22 protein-coding genes and 1 pseudogene are annotated in these 24759 nt (G+C 68.4%); 16 read left to right on the forward strand and 7 right to left on the reverse strand.

The window, feature by feature from the left end; all coding sequences use genetic code 11:
- Positions 1-35: 35 nt before the first annotated feature.
- Complete coding sequence (locus ABT288_RS15095; RefSeq protein ID WP_351607021.1) at positions 36-1901, forward strand: FG-GAP-like repeat-containing protein; 1866 nt, start codon at positions 36-38, stop codon at positions 1899-1901.
- Positions 1902-2135: 234 nt separating this feature from the next.
- The gene (locus tag ABT288_RS15100; protein ID WP_351607024.1) at positions 2136-2801 is read left to right on the forward strand and encodes an HNH endonuclease family protein; all 666 of its coding nucleotides are present in this window, start codon (positions 2136-2138) and stop codon (positions 2799-2801) included.
- Between the two features lie 343 nt (positions 2802-3144).
- Here the strand turns inward: ABT288_RS15100 and ABT288_RS15105 are convergent, their stop codons facing one another.
- Genes ABT288_RS15105 through ABT288_RS15115 form a run of 3 tightly spaced genes read right to left on the reverse strand, consistent with a single transcriptional unit; the run spans position 3145 to position 6419 of the window.
- Positions 3145-4350 carry a terpene synthase family protein gene (locus ABT288_RS15105; protein WP_351607027.1) on the reverse strand — a complete coding sequence of 402 codons (1206 nt, stop codon included), beginning with the start codon at positions 4348-4350 and terminating at the stop codon, positions 3145-3147.
- Between the two features lie 5 nt (positions 4351-4355).
- Positions 4356-5510 carry a cytochrome P450 gene (locus ABT288_RS15110; RefSeq protein ID WP_351607030.1) on the reverse strand — a complete coding sequence of 385 codons (1155 nt, stop codon included), beginning with the start codon at positions 5508-5510 and terminating at the stop codon, positions 4356-4358.
- Between the two features lie 21 nt (positions 5511-5531).
- Positions 5532-6419 carry a recombinase family protein gene (locus ABT288_RS15115; protein WP_351607033.1) on the reverse strand — a complete coding sequence of 296 codons (888 nt, stop codon included), beginning with the start codon at positions 6417-6419 and terminating at the stop codon, positions 5532-5534.
- 332 nt (positions 6420-6751) lie between these two features.
- Between ABT288_RS15115 and ABT288_RS15120 the strand changes: the two genes are divergently transcribed.
- Positions 6752-7234 (forward strand): hypothetical protein, encoded by a 483-nt coding sequence (locus tag ABT288_RS15120; protein WP_351607036.1) that lies wholly within the window; start codon positions 6752-6754, stop codon positions 7232-7234.
- 89 nt (positions 7235-7323) lie between these two features.
- Here the strand turns inward: ABT288_RS15120 and ABT288_RS15125 are convergent, their stop codons facing one another.
- From ABT288_RS15125 to ABT288_RS15135, 3 genes are all read right to left on the reverse strand, one after another.
- Positions 7324-7623 carry a serine integrase family protein gene (locus ABT288_RS15125; protein ID WP_351607039.1) on the reverse strand — a complete coding sequence of 100 codons (300 nt, stop codon included), beginning with the start codon at positions 7621-7623 and terminating at the stop codon, positions 7324-7326.
- A gap of 66 nt (positions 7624-7689) precedes the next feature.
- Positions 7690-8760, reverse strand: coding sequence for a hypothetical protein (locus ABT288_RS15130; protein WP_351607041.1), 1071 nt, complete (start codon positions 8758-8760; stop codon positions 7690-7692).
- Positions 8757-11747: a Tn3 family transposase gene (locus ABT288_RS15135; protein WP_351607043.1), complete on the reverse strand. Its 2991-nt coding sequence runs from the start codon at positions 11745-11747 to the stop codon at positions 8757-8759. The genes ABT288_RS15130 and ABT288_RS15135 overlap by 4 nt, the downstream gene beginning before the upstream one ends.
- 1071 nt (positions 11748-12818) lie before the next feature.
- On the opposite strand from ABT288_RS15135, the gene ABT288_RS15140 reads away from it, so the two are divergent.
- The 11 genes and pseudogenes from ABT288_RS15140 to ABT288_RS15190 all read left to right on the forward strand — a co-directional run bounded on the left by ABT288_RS15140 (position 12819) and on the right by ABT288_RS15190 (position 22594).
- Positions 12819-13178, forward strand: a complete 360-nt coding sequence (locus ABT288_RS15140; RefSeq protein WP_351607045.1) for a hypothetical protein — start codon at positions 12819-12821, stop codon at positions 13176-13178.
- 66 nt (positions 13179-13244) lie between these two features.
- On the forward strand, positions 13245-13916 hold the full coding sequence (locus ABT288_RS15145) for a transposase (protein ID WP_351607047.1): 672 nt from the start codon (positions 13245-13247) through the stop codon (positions 13914-13916).
- A 251-nt stretch (positions 13917-14167) separates the two neighbouring features.
- A complete protein-coding gene (locus ABT288_RS15150; protein ID WP_351607050.1) occupies positions 14168-14779 on the forward strand; it encodes an MFS transporter in 612 nt (203 codons plus the stop codon).
- A complete protein-coding gene (locus ABT288_RS15155) occupies positions 14776-15225 on the forward strand; it encodes an NUDIX hydrolase (RefSeq protein ID WP_351607051.1) in 450 nt (149 codons plus the stop codon). Before ABT288_RS15150 ends, ABT288_RS15155 begins: the two co-directional genes overlap by 4 nt.
- A gap of 209 nt (positions 15226-15434) precedes the next feature.
- Positions 15435-16667: a methyltransferase domain-containing protein gene (locus ABT288_RS15160; protein WP_351607053.1), complete on the forward strand. Its 1233-nt coding sequence runs from the start codon at positions 15435-15437 to the stop codon at positions 16665-16667.
- Positions 16664-17197, forward strand: coding sequence for an HIT family protein (locus tag ABT288_RS15165; RefSeq protein WP_351607056.1), 534 nt, complete (start codon positions 16664-16666; stop codon positions 17195-17197). The genes ABT288_RS15160 and ABT288_RS15165 overlap by 4 nt, the downstream gene beginning before the upstream one ends.
- A pseudogene (locus ABT288_RS15170) lies at positions 17194-17565 on the forward strand (class I SAM-dependent methyltransferase); the annotation flags it as partial. The gene ABT288_RS15165 and the pseudogene ABT288_RS15170, both read left to right, overlap by 4 nt.
- A 74-nt stretch (positions 17566-17639) precedes the next feature.
- Positions 17640-18029: a hypothetical protein gene (locus ABT288_RS15175; protein WP_351607059.1), complete on the forward strand. Its 390-nt coding sequence runs from the start codon at positions 17640-17642 to the stop codon at positions 18027-18029.
- Between the two features lie 29 nt (positions 18030-18058).
- A complete protein-coding gene (locus ABT288_RS15180) occupies positions 18059-19402 on the forward strand; it encodes a phosphotransferase (RefSeq protein ID WP_502972752.1) in 1344 nt (447 codons plus the stop codon).
- Between the two features lie 50 nt (positions 19403-19452).
- Positions 19453-21828, forward strand: a complete 2376-nt coding sequence (gene fxlM, locus ABT288_RS15185; RefSeq protein ID WP_351607064.1) for a methyltransferase, FxLD system — start codon at positions 19453-19455, stop codon at positions 21826-21828.
- 202 nt (positions 21829-22030) lie between these two features.
- A complete protein-coding gene (locus tag ABT288_RS15190) occupies positions 22031-22594 on the forward strand; it encodes a GFA family protein (RefSeq protein WP_351607066.1) in 564 nt (187 codons plus the stop codon).
- Positions 22595-23116: 522 nt separating this feature from the next.
- Here ABT288_RS15190 and ABT288_RS15195 read toward each other — a convergent pair.
- Positions 23117-23353: a hypothetical protein gene (locus ABT288_RS15195; RefSeq protein ID WP_351607069.1), complete on the reverse strand. Its 237-nt coding sequence runs from the start codon at positions 23351-23353 to the stop codon at positions 23117-23119.
- A 190-nt stretch (positions 23354-23543) separates the two neighbouring features.
- Here ABT288_RS15195 and ABT288_RS15200 point away from each other — a divergent pair, with 190 nt between their 5' ends.
- Both ABT288_RS15200 and ABT288_RS15205 read left to right on the forward strand, forming a co-directional pair.
- The gene (locus ABT288_RS15200; protein WP_351607072.1) at positions 23544-23882 is read left to right on the forward strand and encodes a MazG nucleotide pyrophosphohydrolase domain-containing protein; all 339 of its coding nucleotides are present in this window, start codon (positions 23544-23546) and stop codon (positions 23880-23882) included.
- A 180-nt stretch (positions 23883-24062) separates the two neighbouring features.
- Positions 24063-24692 (forward strand): 2'-5' RNA ligase family protein, encoded by a 630-nt coding sequence (locus ABT288_RS15205; protein WP_351607075.1) that lies wholly within the window; start codon positions 24063-24065, stop codon positions 24690-24692.
- The last annotated feature ends 67 nt before the right edge of the window (positions 24693-24759 follow it).

Raw genomic sequence — 24759 nt, forward strand, 5'->3', positions numbered from 1 at the left:
ACCCAACGCCCGCCACGCCTGGAAGAGGCACCACGATGCCCGTGCCCACGAAAGAACTGAAACTGGAGATCGTCAACGCCGCCACGGGGAAGACCCTCGGCGCCAAGGCCGCGCCGGGCGCGGACGGGGCGCTCGTCGTCCGCGACTTCCCCGATGACGGCCCGAGCCCGGAGCAGTGGCAGCTCACCCCCGTGCAGGCCGCGCAGGGCGGACAAGCGCAGGAGGAACAGGCGTATGTGATCCGCAGCGCGGCCGGCGACAAGGTGCTCGACAACCCGGGCGCCGCGGACCGCAGCGTCCGCCAGTGGGACGCCGCCGCCGGCAGGAAGGACCAGCAGTGGCACCTCGTCCCTGTCGAGGGTGAAGCGGGCCTGTACTTCATCGAGGCCGCGACCGACGGCGCCGTACTCGACCTCGCCGACCCCGACGACCCCGGCAATGACGATCAGGACGACACCCGGGTCGTCCTGCGCGAGCGTGAGGACGGCGCGGCAAGCCAGCGGTGGCGGTTCGTTACGGCCGAGCCCGAGCGCGTCAGCGACCCCGTACTGCCCTGGGCGCCGCTGGACCACTGGAACGGCCGCCGTTCATGGCGGCTGGTCCGCCCGACCGCGCTGCGGCCGGCACCCGGCGCGACGCCCTGCTTCAGCGACATGCTGCTGGTCCTGGAGAAGTTCGGCAGCGACCAGGACGCCGGCGGGTGGAAGAGTCACCAGGCCAACACCTTCCCCAGCGGGCAACCGGGCTGGTGGGCCGGGCTCGGAGACCGGTTCCTCGCCGACACCGTGGAAGCAGGGCGAAAGGACATCGTCGGGCTCAAGCCCGCGAAAGGGGCTGTGACGTCCTCCGGCAGGGGCGACGGCACGTTCGACGACGACGAGCGCGTCCTGCACCCAACCGCGCCCTCGGCGAGCCCTTCGGACCTGTGGACCCTCGCCGACCTGACAGGCGACGGCAAGCCCAATGTCGTCGTGCTTGCCACCGACGGCGTCCGGGTCTCCCCCCAGGACCAGGACGGCACCTTCCCGCCCGCGGACGGCGAGCCAGTCCTCAACGCGTTCGGGCACGGCCAGCAGGCCGGCGGGTGGCTTGCCGACAAGCACCCCCGCTTCCTCGCCGACACCACCGGCGGCGGCAGGCTCGACATCGTCGGCTTCCACGACGACGGCGTCTGGGTCTCCCTCCAGGACGAGGACGGCACGTTCGCACCCCTCGGCGACGAACCGGTCCTCAAGGCGTTCGGCCACGACGAGGAAGCGGGAGGGTGGCTTGCCGACAAGCACCCCCGCTTCCTCGCCGACACCACCGGCGGCGGCAGGCTCGACATCGTCGGCTGCCACGACGACGGCGTCTGGGTCTCCCTCCAGGACGAAGACGGCAACTTCGCCGAACCCCTGTACATCCTCGACGACTTCGGCACCGACCAGGGATGGAGCTCGGTCGAGGAACACCCACGCTTCCTGCTCAAAACCACAAGCGACGGAGAGCTGGACATCGTCGGGTTCGGCCCGCAGGGCGTCGTCGTCGCACGCGGGCTCGGCGACGGCACGTTCGAGCCCGCCAAGCTCGTCCTGAACGACTTCGGGCACGCCCAGGGCTGGACGAGCAAAAAGCACGCCCGGCTCCTCGCCGACACCACCGGCGACGGCAACCCGGACATCGTCGGCTTCGGCGACGAAGGAGTCTGGGTATCGCACAACCGCGGCGACGGCCAGTTCGAGCAGGCCCAACTGGTGTGCCGCGGCTTCGGATACAACGAGGACGCAGGCGCCTGGCGGGTCGACCGCCACCCCCGCTTCCTCGCCGACATCACCGGAGACGGACGCCTCGACATCGTCGGCTTCGGCGGCCCGGGCGTATACGTGGCCCGAAACCTCTTCCGCCGCTTCAGGACCCGATAACCCACACCTTCGACCGCGTCGCCGGCTACTGGCGGACCACCACCCACCAGACCGCTGGCGCGAGCGACCACCGTCAGTACGACTGCCTCCCGGCTGCGCCGAGCCTGGCGCAGCCTGGTGATGGTGTGACTTACCGCCCGTGCTGGTGAGCAGCGGGCCGAAGGCGGGGCGGGTCGCACCCAGGACCGCTACGAAGATCACCCACTGTCCGTGATCTCTGAAAAGGAAACCCCTGTGCGCCTCGCCCGAACCGCCGCGGCCATCCTCTCCGCGCTCGCCGTCCTGATCACCCCCGCCACCACCGCGCACGCCGCCGACCCAGGCGAGAGGGTCGCCCTGCCCGTCCGCGACGCCCTGCAGGCACTCCCACTCCGCGACGAGGACCGCACCGGGTATGAGCGTGCGAAGTTCCGGCACTGGGTCGACGCCGACCGCGACGGCTGCTCGACCCGCAGCGAGGTCCTGATCGAGGAAGCCGTCACCGCACCCGCACGGGACGGCCGGTGTCAGCTGAGTGGCGGGTCCTGGTACTCCCCGTACGACGACGCCTACTTCACGCAGGCCCGCGCTCTCGACATCGACCACCTGGTCCCGCTCGCCGAATCATGGGACTCCGGCGCCTTTGCCTGGAGCGCGAAGGAACGCGAAGCCTACGCCAACGACCTTGAGGATACCCGGGCGCTGATCGCGGTCTCCGCCGCCTCCAACCGCTCCAAGTCCGACCAGGATCCCGCGACCTGGCAGCCCCCGGCCGCCGGCTACCGCTGCACCTATGCCACCGACTGGGTCGCCATCAAGACCCGCTGGGGCCTCGCCGTCGACCCGGCCGAGCAGGCTGCGCTCACCGGCATTCTCGCCGGCTGCCCGAACACGCCGATCGAGGTCACCCTCGCCCGCTGACCCAGCCACAGCGCCACGGTCCGCCGGCCTGCGTCACGTGCGGGCGGACCGAGCCGTGCCGGACCGACAAGTGCTCCGGCGCCTGACAGAACAACGGAGCTCAGGGGGGGACCAGTCTGCTGACGCCTGGCGACAGCCGCCGGTGACTGTTGGGTATGAAGTCCAATAATTATTGCCGTTCAGAGGGCGCTTCGCATTTACTGCGGTACTCCCCCGCCGCTTCCCGGCAGGGCCCGCATCGCCTCACCCGGCGTCGAGTTGAGCGCGCCGGGCCCGCTGAAGCCGCCAGGCCCTCGTACGGCAGGCCGAGCCGCAGTACCAGCGCGACCGAACACCGCACCGTTCACGTTGGCTGGCGGGGTGATGCGTGTTCCTGCAGGTCGCCATGGTTCTGTTCACCGTGGTTGGCGGGCCCTGTCAGCAGTGTGGGAGGGACCAGAGGCTGGGCCTGGGAGGAGTACCGTCCAGCAGTGCGATGCCAGTCGTGGTTTCCGCGAATCATGGTGCGCATCATGTCCGTGTACGCGTGGACTGCGGTGCGTTCGGATGACGAAAGGGCCAGGTTGCTGCACAGGGCGGGGATTTGGCGTTCGTGGTCGAGGAAGCGTTGTACCGCGGTGTCCGCCTCTTCGATGGTCTGGTTGATCGCCTGTTTTCTGGAAAGGTTCTGGTCGCGCATGCGGCAGAGGATCAGGTTGGGGTCGCCGGATGCCTCTTCCTTGTCGAGAGAGACCACCTCGTTGACGAGGATGATGTGGTCGGTGGTGATGCGGACCATGTGCGTCAGGAGGCTGCTGGACCAGGCGAGTGTGGGGACCTCGAAGTGGCCGAGGCGTTCGCCGGCGGCGAGGCTGACATCCACTCCGACGCTCTTGCGGCGCAGGTCCAGGTATTCCTCGGGGGTGCGGTGTGTGCCGGAGTGGCGGTCGGCGACCTCGGTGAGGTTTCCCCAGAAGTAGCTCAGCAGGGCGTGCGCGGCTCGGGCCCGCCACAGCGGCGACATGCCGTGGTTCATGCGGGTCCACACGTCGGTGAAGGCAGCGACGATCGGGGTGGTGTCCTGTGGGGTTCTGACGGGGGTGCCGAGCGTTCGTAAGATCATTTCTTTGCAATCGGCCACCGCGGCTGCGGGATGCTCTCCGGCGGGCACGATGAACTCGTCATCGAAGAGGAAGAACCAGCCCATGAGGTCGTAGGCGAGAGGGAGGTCCTCGGCGCTGATGCCGGGGTAGAAGTAGGCGGCGAGGTCCGCCACGTGCGAGGACAGGTACCGTCCGGCCGCCTCATCACCGCTGACCGCGCCCAGGTCACGTACCCAGTCCAGGTTGCGCTCACGTGCCGCCGTCAGGTGCGGGTTGGCCTGGAAAGGGAAAGGCACAGAGAATTCCGCATCCTGCGGCATGGATCCTCGCAAATGGTGCTGTCGGCATTCCTTCTCGAATGCACTGTCGTTCGGTATGGGCCTTTCAATCCCGCTCGGAGACCCGCCCGATGGGATTGCGCCGACCGGTGGTGCAATGCTGGGGGCCGACTCACCGGATGACGGCACGGCCTTCAAGGCGATGCGCGGCGCGTCCGGTCGGTGGTGTGCATCAGTAAGCGTTTGGGGCGCAGTGCGCTGCTGAGCTGAGGCCGGCTGTCGGTTCCGGCGGCGGGGCGCAGTTCCCAGCATGCGGTGATGGTGGCCAGGGCCAGGGTGGCTTCGGTGAGGCCGAATTGGTCGCCGATGCACTTGCGTGCGCCGCCGCCGAAGGAGAAGAAGGCGTCGCGCGGCAGGGCACCGTCCAGGGCCGCTCCGGTCCATCGGCCCGGGTGGAAGCGCTCAGGGTCGGGGTAGGTGTCGGCGCGGTGGTGGATGAGGTAAGGGCTGTACGCGATCGTGGTGCCGACGGGAATGACATGGTCACCGAGGCGGGTGTCGTGGGTGGTGATCCGGGTGCTCAACGGAAGCGGCGGGTACAGGCGCAGGGTTTCCCTGACGATATGGCCGGTCAGAGGCAGCGTGGGGAGGCCGTCGTAGGTGGCGGGCTGCCCGGCGAGGACGGCGTCGACTTCCGCGTGAAGGCGTTGTTCGACATCTGCGTTGCGGGACAGCAGGTGCAGGGCCCAGGCGAGGGTGGTGGCCGTGGTCTCGACGCCGGCGACGAAGAAGGTGACAGCCTGGTCGGCCAGTTCGGTGTCCGATACTTCGGGCGCATCCCCCGTGGCGTCGCCGGCGCCCAGCAGGAGGGACAGAAGGTCTGTACCGTCGCCGTTGTCCTGGCCGGGAGCGGTAAGGCGGTCGGTCACAGCGGCGGTGACAGTGTGCCGCAGTCGGCTGCTCGCGCGGTGGTAGCGGCGGTTGGCTACCGTGGGCAGCCGGTCCAAGGCGGCCGGTAGAAACATCCGGCGGAAGATCCCGGCGAGCACCACCGTCAGGTCGCTGGAGAGTCGGGCCATGACCTGCGGGCTGAGCGAGGCGCTGAACATGGTCGCGAGCAGGACCCTGGCGGTGATCTTCTCCATCTCAGCCGGGACGTCGATCACCCCACCATCGCGCCAGGAAGCGGTCACCGCAGCGATCTGCTCGGTCATGACCGCGGCCTGGGCGGCTCGATGGGCCGGGTGGAAGGCGGGCTGCGTCAGCCGCCTCTGTCGCCGGTGCTGATCGTGAGGACAGGTCAGAACGCTGTTCCCCAGGACTTGGCCCCGGTGTCCTAGCTCAGACACCTGCCGCAAAGTAGCGGGTGATCACGTGCTCGCCGCCGTGGCGGCCTGCTCGTCGTGTTCGCGGAGCATCCGCATGACGGTGGCGGGTGAGGGGTGCTGGCCCTTCTTCGCGCCGGTGGTGATGACGAGCCGCTTGGCGATGTCGCGCAGGCTCATCTCCTGGTCGCGCAGGTGGAGGGCCATGGACAGCATGGAGTCGTCGGTGACGCCCGCGCCGCCGATGGTCTTGCCGCGCTTGCGGGCGGACTCGTGGCCTTCGAGGGTGCGGTCGCGGATGTACTCGCGCTCCATGCCGGACATGGCGGCGAGCACGGTGAACACGATGCCGGACGGGTCGTGTGAGCCCTTCAGCTCCCCGGTGAGAAACTCCAGACCGACGTCGCTGGCCTTGAGCTCTTCGGCGAGCATGGCGAGTTCGATGCCGCGGCCGAGCCGCTTGTGCTCGTGGACGACGAGGGTCACGGCGACGCCGGAGGAGCGGATCTCCCCGGCGAGCTTCACAGCGGCCTCCAGCTCGGGGCGTCTGGTGGCGCGGGTGGAGATCTTCTCCGAGAAGACCCGCGTCACCCTGGCCTCGGCGAGGGAGTCGAGCTGTGCGTCCAGGGACTGCCGGTTGGTCGAGGCGCGCGCGTAGCCGAGGCGGACGTGTCCGACCGGTTCGGCGCCGACGCTCACCGGCCGGGGCAGCTCAGTCCACGCTGAACCCGGCTTGCGTACGGCGGGGGTCGGCACGCTGAGCGTCTTGGCGAGTTGAGGCACGAGGCGGAAGCGGGCGGTGTGGTACTGGATCGCCACCTTGCCCTTGCCGGTCCGGCACGGGGAGCCTGCGGGGGCGGCGCAGGTGGACATCGGGCAGGCGTGCGATTCCACGCGCTTGAAGTCGCCGCTCACGAGTCCGGAGCGTTTCATGAGGGTGGTTCAGATGTCCAGCCGTTTGCAACAACTCATGAAACATGATCGCCGCAGGTGGATCGCCGGGCGGGCGGGTGTTTCACGAGCGACCACCTATGAAACAGAAGCCCCGGGGCGTGTCCAATCGAGGGTATCCAGGTCATGGTGGGTGGTCCCGCTCTTGTTCGCCACCAGGTCCCAGTCGCCGTCCACCAGCGTCCAGTCCGCCATGCCGCGCCTACTGGCGGCCCCGTCTGCTTGCGACCAGATCGACCGTTTGCGTGGTTTTGCGTCGAGTCCCGGCAAGGAGAAAGGCGCGGGACGGGCGTGGTGTGGCTAAGTTCCGTCACATGAGCGACTCATGGACTTACGACATCCAAGCAAACGGCGGGTGGCAGGAGACGAAGATTCGCGGAGACGGCAGCAGGTACCTCATGGTCCGGGCCGCAGGTGAGTGGGCGTACCGCCAGGGCAAAGACGTCTACACTGTCGATGCGGACGGGCAAAGCCCGAAGGTGGGCCAGAGTGTTGAGCATCTGAGAACCGCGGGCAAACCCCAGTACCTTCACGCCGGCCAGGACGGTGTGATCGGCTCCCTCATCGGGAAGTGGGGGCCGAACGGCGGACCGTTCAAGATCGGCAAACACTTCGCGTTCTCGAACCCGGACACCAGTAACTTTCTGTACCTCGCCATGAACGATAACGCCGGCGACGGATTCAAGGACAACTCCGGCGTCATGCAGGTTGTCGCCTACCTTTACGTCTCCAAGGAACGCGAACCGCAGTGGGTCTGGGAGGGCACCCCCCGCCGCTGGACGCAAGTCAGCCGTTAGTCGCGCAGGCCATGAACACGGCGGGTTGTCGTTTGTGGGACATCCCGCCGGTATTGCTGCTGAATTGAACGCTAAGGAGTCTGGGCTGGTCAGACGCCTTCGGCCACCGCGTCCGTGGCTGTCTGCACGTCGTGCTCGCGCAGCATGCGCATGACGGTGGAGGGGGAGGGGTGCTGCCCCTTCTTCTTGCCCGTGGTGATGACGAGCCGGGCGGCGATGTCGCGCAGGCTCATCTCCTGGCCGCACAGGTGGAGAGCCATGGAGAGCATGGCGTCGCCGGCGACGCTGGCCCCGCCGATGATCTTGCCCCGCTTGCGGGCACTCTCGTGGCCTTCGAGGGTGCGGTCGCGGATGTACTCGCGCTCCATGCCGGACATCGCTGCCAGCACGGCGAAGACGATGCCGGAGGGGTCGTGCGAGCCTTTGAGCTCTCCCCGGTGAGGAACTCCAGGCCGTCAGCCGGTGCTGCTGATGCCCAGTCGCAGGCCCTTTGTTCCCAGTCCCGTCGGACCGTAGGGGATACGGGGGTGCACCGGCTGAGCGCGTCCCGGCTCTGCGGGCCCCGCCTGGCTCCGGTCGGTGTGGTACCTGGGTGAGAACTCTTCCCAGGTTTTCGTGGCGTCTGCGCAGATTTTGAAGTCTTCGTATGCTTCCACGCACGTTTGGTCTTCCTCGGTTGCCAACAGTTCCCCGAGGCCCCCGATCAGGTGGACGTAGTTGTCGTCGATCATGGCGGTCAGCTCTTCGTGGCTCAGCTCATGTGCTGCAAGGGCGTTCCACTCGCGGGAGTCTGACTCCTTGCCGAGCGAGTACCGGTCGTTGACCAGTACCGTGTCGAGTTCCAGCCAGTGCAGGTAGTTGTGGAGTTTCAGGGCGCCGAATTTTTCGGATGGGAGCCCGTATAGGCGCCATCGCAGGTAGTGGAGGGGAACGATGCCCATGGTCACGCTTTTCACCCTGCTATACAGGAGCTCGCTTCGTTTGATCTTGCCTTGAAGCAGGTTCCCGGCAAGGAACTCCCGGAACGTGTCCGTGAACCCCTCACAGGCTCCGGGGATCTCACTCCTGAGATATTTCATGAATGCGTGAAGCACCGGATCTGCCGTGCTGTCGTCGAGCAGTCGCACCAGATCCAGCTGGTGACGGTGGTCGTCGACGTAGAAAGTCATCAGCATGGCATGGTTCAGCGTGGCCAGCGTGTCGAAATCCCGCACTTTCGGGAAGGCCATGACGGTCAAATGTGTCTGGTCCTTCAGATGCTTCGGGTTGAGATTCTGCGTGACAGGGAACCTGCGGCAGTACCGGTCGAAGAATTCTTCGAGGACATCGCGGTCCTGTGGCGCGATATAGCGCAGTGCGTCACTGCCGGTCGGAGGAAGCACTTTTCCGACCATCCTGCTGGTATGCCAGAACGCTGTCATCCACTGCGAGTGGGACTCCAGGCCATGGCCGGGTGTTCCGCGGCCGGGCGCCTGCCACGCTGCCTCGTTCGTCCGGGGGTCGGTGAGGTTGCGGAAGTCCGTCATCGTGTCTCCGTGCTCGATAGGTCGGCGGCGTCCGCCGGGGTCCGGGGGTGGGGCACGGCAGCGGCCGGCCCGAGGTCGAGGCGCTTGTCCATGTCCAGGCGGAAGGTGCCGTAGGGGTTGATGTTGGACCAGAACAGCGCTGTAAGGCCCCGCCGGTCCTCGTCGCTGAGCCTTGATGCCCACGCCGGCTCGGCCAGAATCTGCTGCACCAGGAGCGTGTTGACGTGCACCAGGCTGGACTGGAGCAGGTGCAGGGCGAGCATGGAGGTTTCGGCGTGTTCTTTGTCCGGGCCGGTCAGGGCACCGTCCTTGCCGTAGTGCAGCACGGTGTTCGCCGAGTTCCAGTTCTCGACGACCTGCAGCCCTCCGTGGATCTCGCGGCGCAGGCCGGGGCTGGCCAGGTAGTCGCAGGCGAAGATCGTGCGCGCGGCACGGCCGAGTTCTTCGAGCGCGGCGTAGGTGGGGTGCTTGGGGCCGCCGCGGGTGAAGCGCCGCAGCACCTGCTCGGCCTGCGCCGTCCCGAGCCGCAGCGCGGTGGCGTACTTGACCATCTGGTCGTACTGCTGCTCGATCAGGTCCCATCGGATCGGCCGTGTCAGTGAGGCGCCGAGGGCGGGCCAGCCGGGCGGGGTGTCGTCCGGGCGGTACAGGCGGATGCTGCCGATGTTCTTCAGCCTCGGCAGCAGGCGGAAGTTCAGCAGCTCGGTGAAGGCGAACCCGACGACGCTCGCGCCGTGGGTATCGACGTAGTTGGACTCGATCTCGGCGTCCGTGCAGTGCCGCAGGAGGCCCTCGATCATCGCCGCGACCTCGGACGACGAGCAGGACTTGAGCTGGGAGTAGATGCAGACGTTCTTCCGCTCGACGTGCCAGTAGATCATCACGCCGTTGCCGCCGTAGCGGGCGTGGTACTCGGTCATGAAGTTCGAGGACCAGGATCCGAACTTCTTCGAGTCCGACGCGCATGCGGTGCCGCGGCCCCACCACATGGTGTCGCGGGCGGCGAAGGTGGCGTTGACGAGTTTCGTCACCGCCGCGCGGAGGTTGTCGACGGTGATGAAGTGCCGGCGCACGTGCCGCAGCGCGGCCTCGCTCTCGCCGTGCTCGCCGGTCGCCACGATCGCCCGGATGCCCATGTTCGTGCCCAGCGCGAAGAGGGCCAGCAGCAGGCGGCGCTGGCGGACGTCACGCTCGATGCGCTCATAGGCGGCCACCGAGGAGAACTCCTCGGTGAAACCGGTAAGAAAGTCGGCGTTCTTCAACACGTCCAGGAGGTCCAGGACCCCCCAGCGGCGTGCGACCTCCTCCTTGAGGGCAGCAAGTCCGGTGGGCTCGGCCAGCGGCTCCAGCTTCGGCACGGTAATCCAGGGCTCGCCCTTACGGGTGGTGACCTTCACCCCGCCCGCCGAGCCGTCCGCGAGCGCGCCGGACAGCCGGTCCAGGCCGACGGTCATGCGCTTCTTCAGGTCCGCGATGAACGCCCTCGGGTTCAGCGGCTGGCGGATCGCGGCGTAGTGCACGGCGCGGGTGGCCTCGAAGTCGCCGGGCAGGTCATCCTCTGGGTTGCGCCAGCGGGCCGCGCCCTCGACATAGATCTCGCGGCGGCGGACCGCGTCCCGCAGCGCGACCAGGACGCACAGCTCGTACGTGATCCGCTCGACCCTGCCCTTGTCGTCGACGACCGCCTCGCGCCAGTCCTTGCGCACCACGCCGTCCATCGGCACGACGTCCGTGGCGTCGTAGAAGCGGGTCTTCCCGTCGACACCGGCGTACTTCTTCAGCAGCTTCATCGCGTCCATCACCGGCCGGTAGGCCGTGTTGTTGCACCTGAAGCCCAGCGTGTTCAGCAACGGCGGCAGCATCTGCCGGTAGTACGAGCTGTAGGAGGAGCGCAGCGTGGTGCGGACCTTGGCCTTGAAAACCTTCTCGTTCGCCTTCGCCTCGGCCACCAGCTCACGCAGCGTTTTCTCCCCGACCACCGGGAACAGCGCCCGGCGCACGACCTCGTCGGGCTTGTCGACGGCGGCCGTCGCCAGCTTGAAGAGGATGCCCTCCTTGCCACGGACCTTCTTCAACTCGGCGGTGAGCTGCTTCTCCACCCGCCGCTCGGCCCGAGCGTTGATCTTGTGGACCAGGGCGACCAGCAGGTCGACCAAGGTGTCAGTGATCTCCGCCTGACGGGACGAGCACAGCGCCGCGAGCAGGGTGATCCGTACGTCCTCGCTCGTGTCGCGAAAGTCCGAGGGATACATCTTGATCGCCCGCGCCCGCCAGGCGGCCACCAGCTTCTGCGAGCAGTCCGCGAACAACCCCTCGGGCAGCCCGAGCTTGCGCACGTCGTTGAGCTTGGTGATCTCCGTCAGCAGGGAATCCAGCCCCACCGCGCCGGGGTCGCGCTTGAGCGTGGCCAGCAGGGCGGTCCCCACCTCGTTGTCCTCGGCCACCAGGGACAGCAGCCGAGCCGTGCCCGCCTCGCCCAGACGGCCGATCGTGCGGGCACAGAACGTCTTCTCCCACCTGCCCCGCGCCGCGACGAGTACCTTCTCGACCCGGGTCCGGCCCGGCGGCTCGACCTTCCGTGCCCGGCACTCCACCAACAGGGCCTCGCGCTGCCGGTCCTCCACCAGCTCGACCGGACAGACCTCCACGGCCAGCCACTCGGCCAGCGCCTTCTCGTCCGCGACCGTCGACGGCCGGAACCCCAGGGCCTCGCGGATCTGCCTGCGGTGGTACTCGGCAGTCCGGCCGACCAGCGTGTACTTCGCGAAGTCGGTGGCCTGGACCTTCACCAGATCGGCGACGTACTCCACCGCGGCCGGCGGGACCTCTTCCAGCACATCGGGGAACCGGCCTTCCAGCTCGAAGAACTTCAGTAACAGGCTGAAGCCGAGCCGGGTCGTCCCGCTCTTGTTCGCCACCAGGTCCCAGTCGCCGTCTACCAGCGTCCAGTTCGCCAGCAGCTCCTCTGGCGACCACTCTTGCCGCACGCCCGCCCCTTTGGCCTCGATCCCTCGATCAGACCAACGAAGGCGCCCAGGACCGGGAAACGGGGCGCGTCCGGCTACCCGCGACGTACTTTGCGGCTGGTGTCTGGGCTAGGACACCGGGGCCGACTTCACGGGCCCGGTCGTACAGGCTTCCCCCTTTGTCGAACACCCGGTCAGTGACCAGTACGTGCCGGGTGAGCGCAGGGTCACAGACGACGATCGCGGGAAGGGGACCGATCCGGATCCGCACGAGATCGCCTTGAGCGGGCAAAGCCCTCAGGAACCCCAGGGGGTCACGGAGCAGCGCGAGAGCATGGCCGACCAGCGGCAGCGCGCCGGGCGCCTCGGGAATTGAGTCCCTCGTGGCCACAAGCGTCCTCCCATTCCACGGCGGGCAACTCGGCATCAGCACCGAAGAGGCAACGCTGCAACCAGAACGTATACGCACAGAGCGTCACATCATGCCGACTCCGTCGAACGTGGCGTGATCGTGCGACAGTGCACCGGGGCGCGCACCCCGGCCCACTCGGCGACCTGGACCCGCCATCTTTCGTGAACACCCGCCAGCTACGCGACCAGTCACAACCGCCTGCTGCCCTCGGGCAGCTCGATCGCACACTGGCTGCACCGCCGGACGTTGCTCCTGGCCATACCTCCAGGGTTCTCCCCTCCGGCCGTGCGGGCATGAGGTGGTCCCGGCATGCGTGGCCAGCGGTCCGCCTACCAGATGCGGTGATGATCCGGACCGGAATGGAGATCGCCGAACAAGCGGCCGGCCCGAGCGCCACTTTTCGCGTAGTAGCTTTCCGTAGGGCTTTGCGTGGCGTAACTCGCCCGTGCATAGGAACCCCCTGGGTCACTCGATGGTTCCGCAGGAAAAATGCTGCTGACAACAGCGCAAACGGTCGCGTAATGGCCTTCCGGGCGCCCGCCCGCGCCCGAACGTCGAGGGTATGCGCTGCACCGTCCGAGTGACAGCGGGGTGAGTCGCTTCCCCTGCCCATGCCCGTAGAGGACTCTCAAATGGCCCAGCTACAGGGAGAGATGGGCACAGGGAGGGAGAGATCGCGGATGCGTGCACTCATGCGGGTACTCACAGGTGAGCGGACAGCCAGGTCGGTACTGGTCGCCGGTGCGGCGTTGTCGCTGTTCACCGCGATGGCCGGGCTCTGCACCGATGCCCAGGCCGCCACGGGAAGCTTCAGCTATCAACGCGCGGACACCGGGGGAATCACCACCATCGACAATCCGCCCGACCATTTCTGTTTCATCCTCAGCGGCGAGGCACTCAGCGTCCACAACGGAACGAACAGCACCGCCATTCTGTACGAGGACGCGGAATGCGACCCGAATCAATTCCTCGACGCGGCTCAGCCGGGGCAGACCCTGCGCTTCGGTGTGCGGCTGCCGTTGAGCGTGCGATTCGGCTGACTGGCAGGGACCAGTGCCAGGGGCCGAGGGAGTGCGGAATTCGTCGCGCCCAAGGGTAAGTCGCCGGTGGTGCCGCGCGAGGACAAGAGCGATCGGCGTATCAACGTGCTGGGCGCCTTGGTCGTGGGTGCCGATCCTGACCTGTGCTGGGAGCACACTCCCTGCAAGATCGACGCGGCCGTGCTGCTGGAGTTCGTCTGCTGTCGGCTGGCCGGCCTGCCCGGCGGGGCCGCCGCGCTGGCCCCGGCCGCGGACGGTGGCGGCCCCGCACTGCCTGTCTGGCGGCGGCCGAGGCCGTGCACCGTGGTGCTGGACAACGCCTCCGCGCACCTGGACAAGGAGTTCAAGGGCTGCCGCGAGCAGCTCGCGAGGATCGGGGTGGAGCTGTTCTACCTGCCGCCCCGCAGCCCCGAACTCAACGACATCGAACGCATCTGGCGCTCGGCCAAGTACGAGGACTACCCCCACCGCGCCCACACCAGCATCGACGCCATCGCCCCCGCCATGGACCAGGCGCTGACCCGCCAACGAACCCGCATCAAGGATCAGCAGCAAACTTCACCAGAACCGCTTAGCGGGCGTGCTCGGGCTCCCCGCCGGGCGCGACGTGCTGGGCTAGCACTACCAATGTGGTTGCTACAGGTGACGAGGACACAGGCCCGCCGATCGGGACGTTTGCGGGGACCGGGGACGCGGGCTTCAGTGGTGACGAAGGTCCTGCTGTGTCGGCTGAGTTGACCCATTGGGGTTTGCACAGGGCCTGGCCCGTCGAGGGAAACACCTCCTGTCCGCTGCCAATTCGGATGCCGTAGGACTCGGCCACGAGAGTCGCCGGTACTGTGTGCTTCCTCACAGAGAACCAGGCCGAAATTGCAACAGGATGCGCTACCGCAACGCGACACGACCGTCTGCGCCAGCCGCCCTGCAAAGCAACACGGCCTGCGGGGGACACAGGCTCTGCGGAAACAAACCTGCTCAAGTTCCTTTCGATGAGTCCGACCGCCTTCGGCGTGGTCCTGGGGCTGGGAGCTCTCGGCGCGGCGGCAGGAGCGCTCGCCGCCCCGGCGCTCGCCCGACGGTACGGCCCCGGGCCGATGATGCTCGTCGCGCTCGCGCTCACCCCGCTCACCCAGATCCCGCTGCTGCTCGCCTCCCCAGCCCTGACCTGGCAGATCGCCATCAGCGCCGCCCTGTTTCTCCAGCTGGCCTGCGCCGCGGCGGCAGGAACCACCCAACGCTCCATTCGTCAGGTCGTCACCACCGATGACATGCAGGCCCGCATGCAGGCCGCCAGTACCTGGCTCACCTCAAGCGCCCGGCCGGTAGCCGCCCTGGTCGCGGGCGGCCTCGGGACGCGCATCGGCGTACGGCCCACCCTGATCGTCGGTACCTGCCTGCTCCTCGTCCCCCTCGTGGTCCTCTACCGCTCCCCACTGCGCGGCCTCCGCCAGATGCCCGGAGACCGAGACCAGGCTGCCCCCTCCCGTCCAGGAGACCCACTCGTGCAACCATCCCTCCCCTCCCCATCCCCTTCACCCCACGCCGCCCCCGCCGGCGAGGGACAGCGCAATCCCGCGGCGGACGGAGGTGGTACGGCGTGAGCGCGGAACTGAACGTGATCGGCGGCCACCTGTACCTGGAGCGGGACGGCATGGTGCTGCTCGGGCAGCGACACCCGGACTCGGCATACGCGGGCGGCCACTGGCACGCGCTGGCCGGGCACGTGGAACGAGAACCGGTCCGGACATGCGTAGTACGGGAGGCGATGGAGGAGGCGGAACTGGTCGTCGCCGAGGAAGACCTCACCCTCGTGCATACCGTGCACCTCCTCGACCACGAGGACGCCATCCCTCGCATCCAGCTCTTCTTCCAGGCCGGCCGATGGCAGGGCGAGCCCCGCGTGCTGGAGAAGGACAAGTGCCTGCGGTGGGCCTGGTGGCCCATCGACAGCCTGCCGGAGCCGACCGTCCCGTACACACGAGCGGCCATCGAGGGAATCCGCGCAGGCCGGCTGTATACCGAGATGGGCTGGAGGCGGCAGAAGTGAGCACCTCGGAGAGGAACGTGCCCCGGCCCAGGCCAGAAACCGCCCAGCGGACGGATGGCACTTCCAAGCACAGCGCCGGGACGAGAGATGCGTCCGCGCTGCCCGGGCCGAGTACGGCAACGACGGCCGAGGGTTCGGCTGTGCAAGGACGAGCAGAAGGCTCCTCGTCGAGCGCATCAGAACGCCCGAGGCTGAGGATGCGCGAGCCCATGTCCGCTGACCTGCTCGCCGTCACCACTGCCGCACGCACCGCGATGGTCGACCGCCTCGTCACCGATGGTGTGCTGACCGATCCGCTGCTGCGCGACGCCCTGCTCAGGGTCCGCCGGGAACTGCTCCTCCCCCATGCCTATCTCCGGGAGAGCGGTCCTGGCATCGAGCCGATCCAGTGGCGGCTTCTGGACGGCGCTCATCCCGACGACCAGGCGGAGTGGCTCGACCTCGTCTACAGCGGCGACTCCGTCCTGCTCCAGCGCGACGGCGAGCCGCTGGATGCCCTAGGCCGGGGCCCGGTGACCGGCGGCCACATGACCTCCATGAGCACCTATGCCCCCGCCACCGTCGAGGTGCTGCAATGGCTCAATCTGGAGCGCGGGCAGCGGTTCCTGGACCTGGGTTCGGGTCCGGGGATCTCTCTCGCGCTCGCCGCTGCCGTCACGGGTCCCGGCCTCGCCACCGGTGTCGAACGCGATCCGCACATGAGTGTGTTCGCCCAGCGGAACCTGGACCGGCTCGGGCTGGGGGCGGTGGTCATCGAAGGTGACGCGCTCGGCGGACACGCCGCCGGGGCACCGTACGACCGGATCCATTCCGGGATCGGCGTGCCGTCTCTCCCGCTGGCATGGGTGGAGCAGCTCGCCCCCGGCGGAACGCTGCTGACCACGCTCGTGACCAGGACGCCCAGCTGGCCCGGCCAGATCCGCGCCACCCGCACGCGGAAGGGCAGGCTGCAGGTGGTGCTGACGGGCAGGCCGCGCGGCCACCGGCCCATGCTCGGTTACGAGTGGCTCACCGCCGTGAATCACCGGCCCCGGGTCAAAGCCGACCCCGGCCGGCAGCGCCCGATCCGGCTCGCGCCGCCCGACGATGACGCCTACGGCTTCTGGATCGCCGCCGCGTACCTGGCACCGGGCTTGGTCAGGGACTTCCAGGCCGACACGATGACCATCGTCGCCCCGGAGGAGGACTCCTGGGCGGTGGCCGGTCACGGCGACGGCACGGTCCGCGTGCACGGGCCGCGTGATGTGTGGGCCGAACTCGAAGATCTCCACGACGCTTGGGAGCGGGCGGGCCGCCCGGACACGTACCGGGTCGACATTCCGGACGGCGGTGGCCCGCAACACGTCACCTCCGGTCCCGGCCGGATGGCCCTCACCTGGACGCTGCCGCCGCTCGCCACCGTCCCCCACCAGACGCCTCCATCGGTTGGGAGTTGTCCATGACCCAGCAAACCAAACCCCCTTCTCGGCCCGCCGACGGCCCCCGTCGGCCGGCCGGGTGGTCCGAGGGTTTCCTCCGTCAGCGCGGCGGCCAGGGCTGCCCCATGTGCGGCAACGACTTCACCGCCGACGACATCGGCTGGGGCATCCTGCTCCACCGGGGCGAAGTGGCCAACGCCTACCTGTGGCGCTCGGGCCAGGTGCGGGGCTACTGCGTACTGATCCACCGCGGCGCACCGCACGTCGCCGAGCCCACCGACCTGTCGGACACCCATGCCGCCGCGTACTGGGCCGACACCCTGACGCTCGGCAAGGCCCTGACGGCGTTCTACCAGCCGGTGAAACTCAACTACTCCACCCTCGGCAACGTGGTACCCCACCTCCACACCCACATCGTTCCCCGGTACGCCGACGATGCCGACCCGGCGCCAGGCGGGCCGCTCCCATGGTCGGCCCTCGATACGGACCGTCAGGGCGAGGCGCAGCTCCAGGCGGACGCCGTCGCACTGCGTGCGCTGCTGGAGCACGCATGAGGGGCCGCCCGGGAGAAGAGTCCGGGGGCCTGTTCGCCTCGGCGGCGGCCGACTACGCCCGATACCGGCCGGGTATCCCGTCCGAAGCGGTCCGCCTGCTCGCCGGCACAGTGAAGGACGTCGCCCGGCCTGTCCTGCTCGATCTCGGCTGCGGCACCGGGCAGGTTGCGGCTGCGCTGCTTCCCGCTCTCACTAATGTCGCCCGCCTGGACCTGGTGGATCCGGACCCCGGGATGCTCCGCGAGGCCACTGAAGTCCTCGCCCCGCTCCTGGGTGACAGTCCCGCTGGCTTCCACTGCGTGCGAGCCGAGGACTTCACGCCGCCCTTCGACGGCTACCGATCGGACCTGGTCACCTGCGCGCGGGCGTTTCACTGGATGCCCCGGCCCGCGGTCCTCACGATGGCCGACCGCGTCACCTCTCCGGGGCCAGCGTGGCGATCATGGGGGATGGCAGCCTCTGGACCTACCAAGCGCAGTGGACGGCGGATCTGCAGCGGCTCATCCAGTCCTACCTCGGCCCCGAGCGGCGGGCCGGCACCGCTGGGGCGTACACCGAGCCGGGGCGCCGCTACGAGGACGACCTCGCCGAATCCGCGTTCAGCGACGTCACCGAGCACCGGTTCCCGGTCCGCCGCACGTGGACACCCGCAGCTGTGGTCGGCTATCTGCGCAGCACGAGCTTCGCCCGCCCGGCGCTCTTCGGCGATCAGCACGCACGGTTCGAGCGGGAGGCCCACTTGCTGCTGGAGGAACACGCCCGAAGTGAAGGGCTCATCGAGGACGCCGTGTTCACCGTGCTGCTCGCGCGCCGCCCCGGCGGTGACCGGTGAGCGGGGGGCGGCACACCGAGCCACTGGACGTGCACCTGGTCGCGGTCCGCGATACCGAGACGGGCCCCGAAGTGCTCCTGTCCCGGCGGGCCGGCGACGTCTACGCGACAGGACTTTGGCATCTCCCATCCGGTCACCTCGACCCCGGAGAGGATGTCGTGTCCGCGCTCGTGCGGGAGACCAGCGAGGAGACCGGCGTCCTCGTCGATCCCGCTGATGTCCGCGCGGCCGTCACCGTGCACCACCGCTCCCCCGGCGGCGGCGCACGCGTCGGGTTCTTCTTCGAGGTCCGGCACTGGCGCGGCAGCCCCCGCGTCATGGAGCCGGACCGGTGCGACTCCATGGGCTGGTTCTCACTCGACGCGCTGCCGCAGCCCATGGTGGCCTACTGCCGGGCCGGGCTGGACGCCTACCGGGCCGGAGCCCGGATCGCCCTGCACTTCCAGGAGCCCGGCGATCCCATCGCCTACGACCCGGCCGTCGACCGGCTGCGCCTCGTCCCCGACGCCGGTCCAGGCACCGTGCCGAAGGACGCGGTGCGGGACTTCGTCGAGCGGGCGGTCGGCCGGATCACCGGCTGGACGGATGTCTCCTGGGCACGCAAGGGCAGCCAAGTGTGGCGGGCACGCGATGCCGAAGATGGGGTGTGGTTCGTCAAGATCCACCAGAACGACCGCTTCCACCAGCGCGAGCTGGCCGCATACCGCAGCTGGGTTCCCTATCTGGGTCCGCTGGCACCCCGTCTGGTGGCCGCCGACGAATCACTGCGGGCCATCGTCATCACCGCGGTACCCGGCCGCTCCCTGCACGGCGCCGTTCACTCACCCGACCAGGAGCGACGGATCTTCCACCGCATCGGGCAGCTCGCAGCAACCATTCACCGCAGCGCCCCGGCACTGCCGCCCCTCCCCGCCTCCCTGCCGCTCGAAAAGCTGGAACGGCACCTCGACGGCGCACGCGACTACCTTGAGCCCGGGGACGAGGCGTTCATCCGTGCCACCGCAAAGGGGGCCGCTGGTCTGCCGGCCCTGGAGAGGGTTCCCACGCACGGTGACTGCCAGCGGCGGAACCTTCGCTGGGAGCAGTCGACGGGCACCTTGTACGTAATCGACTTCGAAAGAAGCGAAGGCGGTCCGGCCGTCAGGGACTTCGTTCGCTTGTCCGACGCCTGGCACGGCCGGCCGGACCTGCACGAGGCCCTGATGACCGGCTACGGCCGCCCCCTGACCCCCGCCGAAGAAGAGCACCTGGTCGTCCTGTCGGTACTGGATGCCGTCTCCGGCATCCAGTACGGCGTCGCCCACGGAGACCCGGAACTCGTCGAGCGAGGCCGCCGCGCCCTGGCCCGGCTCCGCGCAACGAACCGTCTTTGACCAGCACACCACACCACCCACCAGCATAAAAGCAGTTGAGGAGCACGACTGTGGCGTACGTCGTCCGCGACCAGTGGCAGCAGCACTATGCCGACGGCAAGGGGTTCCGGGAACTCGGTGAGCGCGAGCGGGCCCTGCTCGCCGAGCACGCTCCCGTCCCCGACGGCGGCGGACGGGCGCTCGACGTGGGCTGCGGCACCGGCAGCCTGGCCGCCTACCTTTCCTCCCTCGGCTACACGGTGGACGCCGTCGACTTCGCTGACAGTGCTCTCGCCCGGGCCCGGGACGAACACGCCAGCGTCGAGCAGGTGCGCTGGATCTGCCTGGACATCGAGCGCGACGACCCGGCAGAGCTGCACGAAGACGGCTACGACCTGGTCACCATGCGGCTGATGTACCCCTTCCTGCGCGATCGCAGCCGCATCCTGCACGGGCTCGGTGAACGGCTGCGGCCCGGCGGCACGCTTGTGGTCATCACCCCTGTGGTCGAGCACACCCCGGCCGAACGACGGGACATCGCCCTCGACGAGGACGAGGTCCGCCTGCTCACCGAAGGCTGGGAGACCGTCGAGCGGCTGGAGGCGGACCAGCTCGCCGTCCTGGTCCTGCGCGGCCCGTGCCACACCGGCGCCCGGGCGGTGGAGCGGCAGCGACCGCCCACCGGTCTGGCTGTGACAGGCGCCCTTGCGGTCGTCACCGACGAGGCCGGCCGGGTCCTTCTCGGCCGCTCTCGCCGGGGCATGTGGGAACTTCCCGGCGGGAAGACCAGTGGTGCGGAGTCCTTCGAGGCGGCGGCGGTTCGGGAACTGGCCGAGGAGACGGGCCTGACCGCCTCGGCCTCGGACGCGCACGTGGTCACGATGCTGGCCGACGACAGCCACGGCGTGCCGCGGCTCACCGCGGTCGTCCGCATCACCGCATGGTCCGGCACCCTCGCCAACCGAGAACGGCAGTTGTTCGACCGGTGGGAGTGGCATGACCTGCACGCCCTGGCCTGCCTCGGTCCCGTGTTCACCCCTGCCGCGCAGGCACTGGACGCGATCTGGCCCGGGGTTATCCCCGGCCTTGCACCGGTCCACTCCTATCCGCTCGCGATCGACCAACCGCCCGTGCCCGGCGAACCGGCCGAAGCTGTCCGGCGGCGCCAGCAGATGGCCAAGACGGTCATCGACGGCGGCTGGGCGCCCTCCGAACCGGTACAGCAGGCGCTGCGCACGGTGCCCCGGCACCGCTTCGTTCCCGAGAAAGACCTGAAGACCGCGTACGATGGCGGCGACCGGGCCGTCATCACCCGCCGCGACGAGAATGGAAAGGCGACCAGTTCGGTGTCCGCGGCCTGGCTCCAGGCCGACATGCTCCAGAGCCTGTGCCTGAAGCCGGGAGCGATCGTGTTCGAGGCGGGATCCGGCGGCTACAACGCCGAGCTCGTTGCCCATGTGGCTGGCCCCACGGGCAGGGTGGTGACCGGAGACATCGACCCCTACGTCGTGCACCGGACCCGGCGGTTGACCGCAGAGGCCGGCAGCGGCCGTGTCACCGCGTTCCAGGGCGATGCGGCACTCGGTGCCCCCTCACACCTCGTACCGCGCGGTGGCTTCGATGCAGTTGTGATCACCTACAACTGCTGGGATATCTCCCCCTCCTGGCGGGAGCAGGTCGCTGAGGGCGGGCGTCTGGTCCTGCCCCTCGAAATCCACGGTTACACCAGGGCGATCGCGTTCGAGCGGCGCGGCGAGGTGCTGCACGCGCGAAAGTTCACGCACTGCGGATTCCTCCGCGCCCAGGGCGAACACGCCCGTCCCATCCCGGTCGTGGACTTCCTCGACGGCGAGCTGAAGCTCCGATTCGAAGACGGCACCCCCGCCTCGACGCACGGATTGGAGGAGGCGCTGCGCGGGCCGCGCCACGAGGTCGCCACCGGGGTCACCATGGGGGCGGGCTTCTACTTCGGCTCGCTGCAGCTCTACGCGGCCACCACATTGCCAGGCTTCGTCCGTCTGTCCGCCCACCGGGACAAAGGCACCGGCGTCACCCAGATCGCGAAGGACGGCGACGCGCCGGCGATCCTCGGCGACGCCTCACTGGCCTACCTCATCCACGTCCAGACCCGGCACGGTGACAGCCCTGCCGAAAAGGAGTGGGAGTGGGTCGTCCACGCCTTCGGACAGCACGGCCCACAGCTCGCCGAGCAGCTGGCGACCACGGTGAGAGCCTGGGACCGCGACGTGCGCAAGAACGACGGCAAGCAAAACGACCCTGTCCTGACCGTTCACCCGACCGGCACCGCCGACCGGCAGCTGCCCGCGGGGTACGTCCTGGACAAGATCGACAGCCGCCTCGTGTTCCAGTGGCCGGGCAGTAACGGACACCGCCCTGCATCTGTTGAGCGCACCGAAACAGCCGCCGCGGCCCTGGAAGGCGCGTGATCGTCTGGGGCAACGCGCCATTCGGGTGGCTGGCTTCGTCAATAACCCACGTCATCGACATCGGCATCCCCGCGTGTCCGTCAGACCTGAGCCCGGCGGAGCCCGGCTCACGCGCATCGGGATACCCCCTCCCATCGATCCTGCACCTGCTAGACGCCTCCACCACGTTGCCGTCCACATCCGATTTCTACCGAGGAGATCCATGGCCGAGATGACCCGTCCCTCCGAACAAACCGAGCGCGGAACCTGCGGCAACACCACGCGCCATGCTTCCGGTGACCCGGTGCTGGTGCGCACACCGTCCCGCCTAGTGTCCGAACGCCGGCAAGCCGACGGATCCAAGACCACCGAACAGGCTGTCACCGTCCTGGCCCCAGAGTCAGAGATCCGAACCGGCCGATGCCAGTGCGGTGACATCGCATACGAGGTGAGCGGCCTGCCGGATGATCCCCATCTGTGCTCGTGCCCCCACGAAACGCGTATCTCGGGTGGTCCGGCCGTGCTCTGGGTGGGCTTCCGCAAGGACAGCTTGACCTGGACCGGCCCCGGCGGCGAGCCCACTTGGTACTCGACGTGGCCGACTCTCCACCGCGGCTTCTGCCCCCGCTGCGGAACCCACCTGATCTCCGTCGCCGACAACTCAAGCACCGTCATGATGACCGGGTTCAGCCTCGACGACCAACGCGGCATCGAGCCCGTCGGGCACTCGCACCGCGAGGACGCCGTGCCATGGATGTCCATCACCCTCGCCTCGGTTCGCTCATAGCCGCAACGGGTCTGCTGCCAGGCGCCACGGGATGCTGCATGGCGCGAACAGCGAAGGAAGAGCCCGACCCGCCTCCGTGAATGCCAGCTGATCCGCGGCTGCGCCCTGCGCACCCGCCGAGTCTCGTCCTGGAGGGCGCCTCCCATGCAACCCAGCCATCCCCCTGTCCAGTTCTTCGACGCGCACCGCGTCACCTTCGTGGAACAGCCCCCACCAACTCTGTCAGCATGGGAGCAGGCCGAGGTGGATCGGATCTGGGAGGAGACGACTGCCCGAAACCCGACTGTCTTCGACGGCCCCTTGGTCGGGAGTCTGGGTGTCGACCTGCCCTCGTCCGGCCAACTAGTGGCGAGCTGGGCACGCATGACCTACCGACACAGGGCCCTGCGCCAGCTCCGACCGCCCGAGCACGTACCGGGGGCAGTATTCGTCACTGTCCTGCTGCCGACCGAGAGCGGACTCGCTATCGGACGCGGCTCCTCCACCACAGCAGCACCCGGCCGCTGGACCCTCCCCGGAGGATCAGCAGAACCCCCACCGACCGGTGATGCCCTTGAGCTGGACGCGCTCCGCCAGCACGCGGGCCGCGAAGTGGCTGAGGAACTCGGTATCCGCGTGTTCGAGGAGGAGCTGCGGCTGTGGACGATCACTCGCGGACGCCGGTTCGGCAGCCTCGGTTTCCACTTCCTGGCCCCACCGGTATCCAGCGCATTCGTACGCCGTCAGCATGAGGACCTTGCCGCTTGCGAGTCCGATCACGGAGTAGGACCGGAGCTCGACGCGGTCGCCTTCGTGTCCTCTAGCACCGAGGCCACCAGGCTCGGACCAGGCGCGGAGTACCTTCCCCACGTGCTCGACCGATACCCCCCCAGCCTGAATCGACTACAGATGGCCCGCTCGGGCCGCCCCGGCCTCCCCCTGCAGATCCACAGAAAGGGACACAGTCGATATGGACCTTGACGAGCTAAAGCATCAGGCGCTTCGCATTCACACTCTGTACGACCGGCATAACCAGCGCGAGCGCGGCCGCACCTGGACGCGCACCGACTTCATGCTCGGCTTCATGGGGGACGTCGGAGACCTGGCGAAGCTCGTCATGGCCGAGGAAGGCACCCGAGCTATGCCAGGCGGCCGGGCGGCACTGGAACACGAGCTTGCCGACTGTCTTTGGTCGGTCATTGTCCTGGCCCACCTCTACGGCGCGGACCTTGAGCATGCCTTCACCCGCACCATGGCCGAACTTGAGGAGAAACTCACCAAGGGGCACCCACGAGAGTCGCCCGCGTAACGGTCGTGAAATCGGTGTGCTTTCCGCATCACTGCTCTGCCGGGAGAGGGTTCTCCGGCTACCCCAGACAGCTCAGTCTTCATGGGGTGTCACATCTGGTCATTCTTGGCATACGCCTTCGGGGATTAGCTGCGTCCGATAGCGTCTACGCGGATTCATCGCGTCGAAGGGCTGGTTGCCATGGAGGACTTTTTCGCACGAGTCGAAGGCCGTACCCATGCCTGGCCGCCCGGGCGGAAGGATCTCCATTGGCTGGTGATCCCACCGGAAGCGTTCGCCCGCGAGCACCTGTACGAGCCGTACCGCACGCTGGCTGAGCAGCCCGGGCTGTGCCCGGTGGCGCCGGAGTGGATGCACATCACCGTGCTGCACGCAGGCCCCCAGGACAGCGCAAGTTCCTTGGAGGTTGACCAGCTTGTGGACGAGGTGGCCAAGCGCGCCGCCGAGACCGACCCGTTTGAGCTGACGCTCTCACGCCCGGACGTAGGCACTGTGGCGATCGAGTCCAAGGGTTACCCGGGCGCTCCGCACCGTCACTTGTGGGAGTTGGCCTGGGCGGCGCAAAACACAGTGGTCGGCGACCGGTGGCCGCGCATCCCGTCCATTTCGTATCCCCATCTTTCACACGCATATGCCGGTGCTGAGGGCCACCTGGCTGACCGCAGCTTGCTTAAGGTGCTGCTGTCCGATCTACCCGGGGGCGAAGTCACCATGCCGGTCACCACGCTGACACTGGTCGCCGAATGGCACGACCGCCGCGAGATCAAGTGGGACGTCCTTGCCGAAGTGCCGCTGGGCGGGCGGGGCTGATCAACGCTGCCGGTTGGCTGGGACCACCTGCAACCCGGGGCCAGTGAGGTGCGGCGCCCGGCGGTCT

It is taken from the genome of Streptomyces sp. NPDC001093 (assembly GCF_040298985.1).
Taxonomy (GTDB): Bacteria; Actinomycetota; Actinomycetes; order Streptomycetales; family Streptomycetaceae; genus Streptomyces.

Coding starts and splice junctions, on each gene's coding strand:
- ABT288_RS15140 (WP_351607045.1), top strand. CDS start 12,819: ATGCGTGCACTCATGCGGGTACTCACAGGTGAGCGGACAGCCAGGTCG.
- ABT288_RS15190 (WP_351607066.1), top strand. CDS start 22,031: ATGGCCGAGATGACCCGTCCCTCCGAACAAACCGAGCGCGGAACCTGC.
- ABT288_RS15200 (WP_351607072.1), top strand. CDS start 23,544: ATGGACCTTGACGAGCTAAAGCATCAGGCGCTTCGCATTCACACTCTG.
- ABT288_RS15120 (WP_351607036.1), top strand. CDS start 6,752: ATGAGCGACTCATGGACTTACGACATCCAAGCAAACGGCGGGTGGCAG.
- ABT288_RS15165 (WP_351607056.1), top strand. CDS start 16,664: ATGACCCAGCAAACCAAACCCCCTTCTCGGCCCGCCGACGGCCCCCGT.
- ABT288_RS15160 (WP_351607053.1), top strand. CDS start 15,435: ATGTCCGCTGACCTGCTCGCCGTCACCACTGCCGCACGCACCGCGATG.
- ABT288_RS15205 (WP_351607075.1), top strand. CDS start 24,063: ATGGAGGACTTTTTCGCACGAGTCGAAGGCCGTACCCATGCCTGGCCG.
- ABT288_RS15115 (WP_351607033.1), bottom strand. CDS start 6,419: ATGAAACGCTCCGGACTCGTGAGCGGCGACTTCAAGCGCGTGGAATCG.
- ABT288_RS15150 (WP_351607050.1), top strand. CDS start 14,168: ATGAGTCCGACCGCCTTCGGCGTGGTCCTGGGGCTGGGAGCTCTCGGC.
- ABT288_RS15130 (WP_351607041.1), bottom strand. CDS start 8,760: ATGACGGACTTCCGCAACCTCACCGACCCCCGGACGAACGAGGCAGCG.
- ABT288_RS15095 (WP_351607021.1), top strand. CDS start 36: ATGCCCGTGCCCACGAAAGAACTGAAACTGGAGATCGTCAACGCCGCC.
- ABT288_RS15175 (WP_351607059.1), top strand. CDS start 17,640: ATGGGGGATGGCAGCCTCTGGACCTACCAAGCGCAGTGGACGGCGGAT.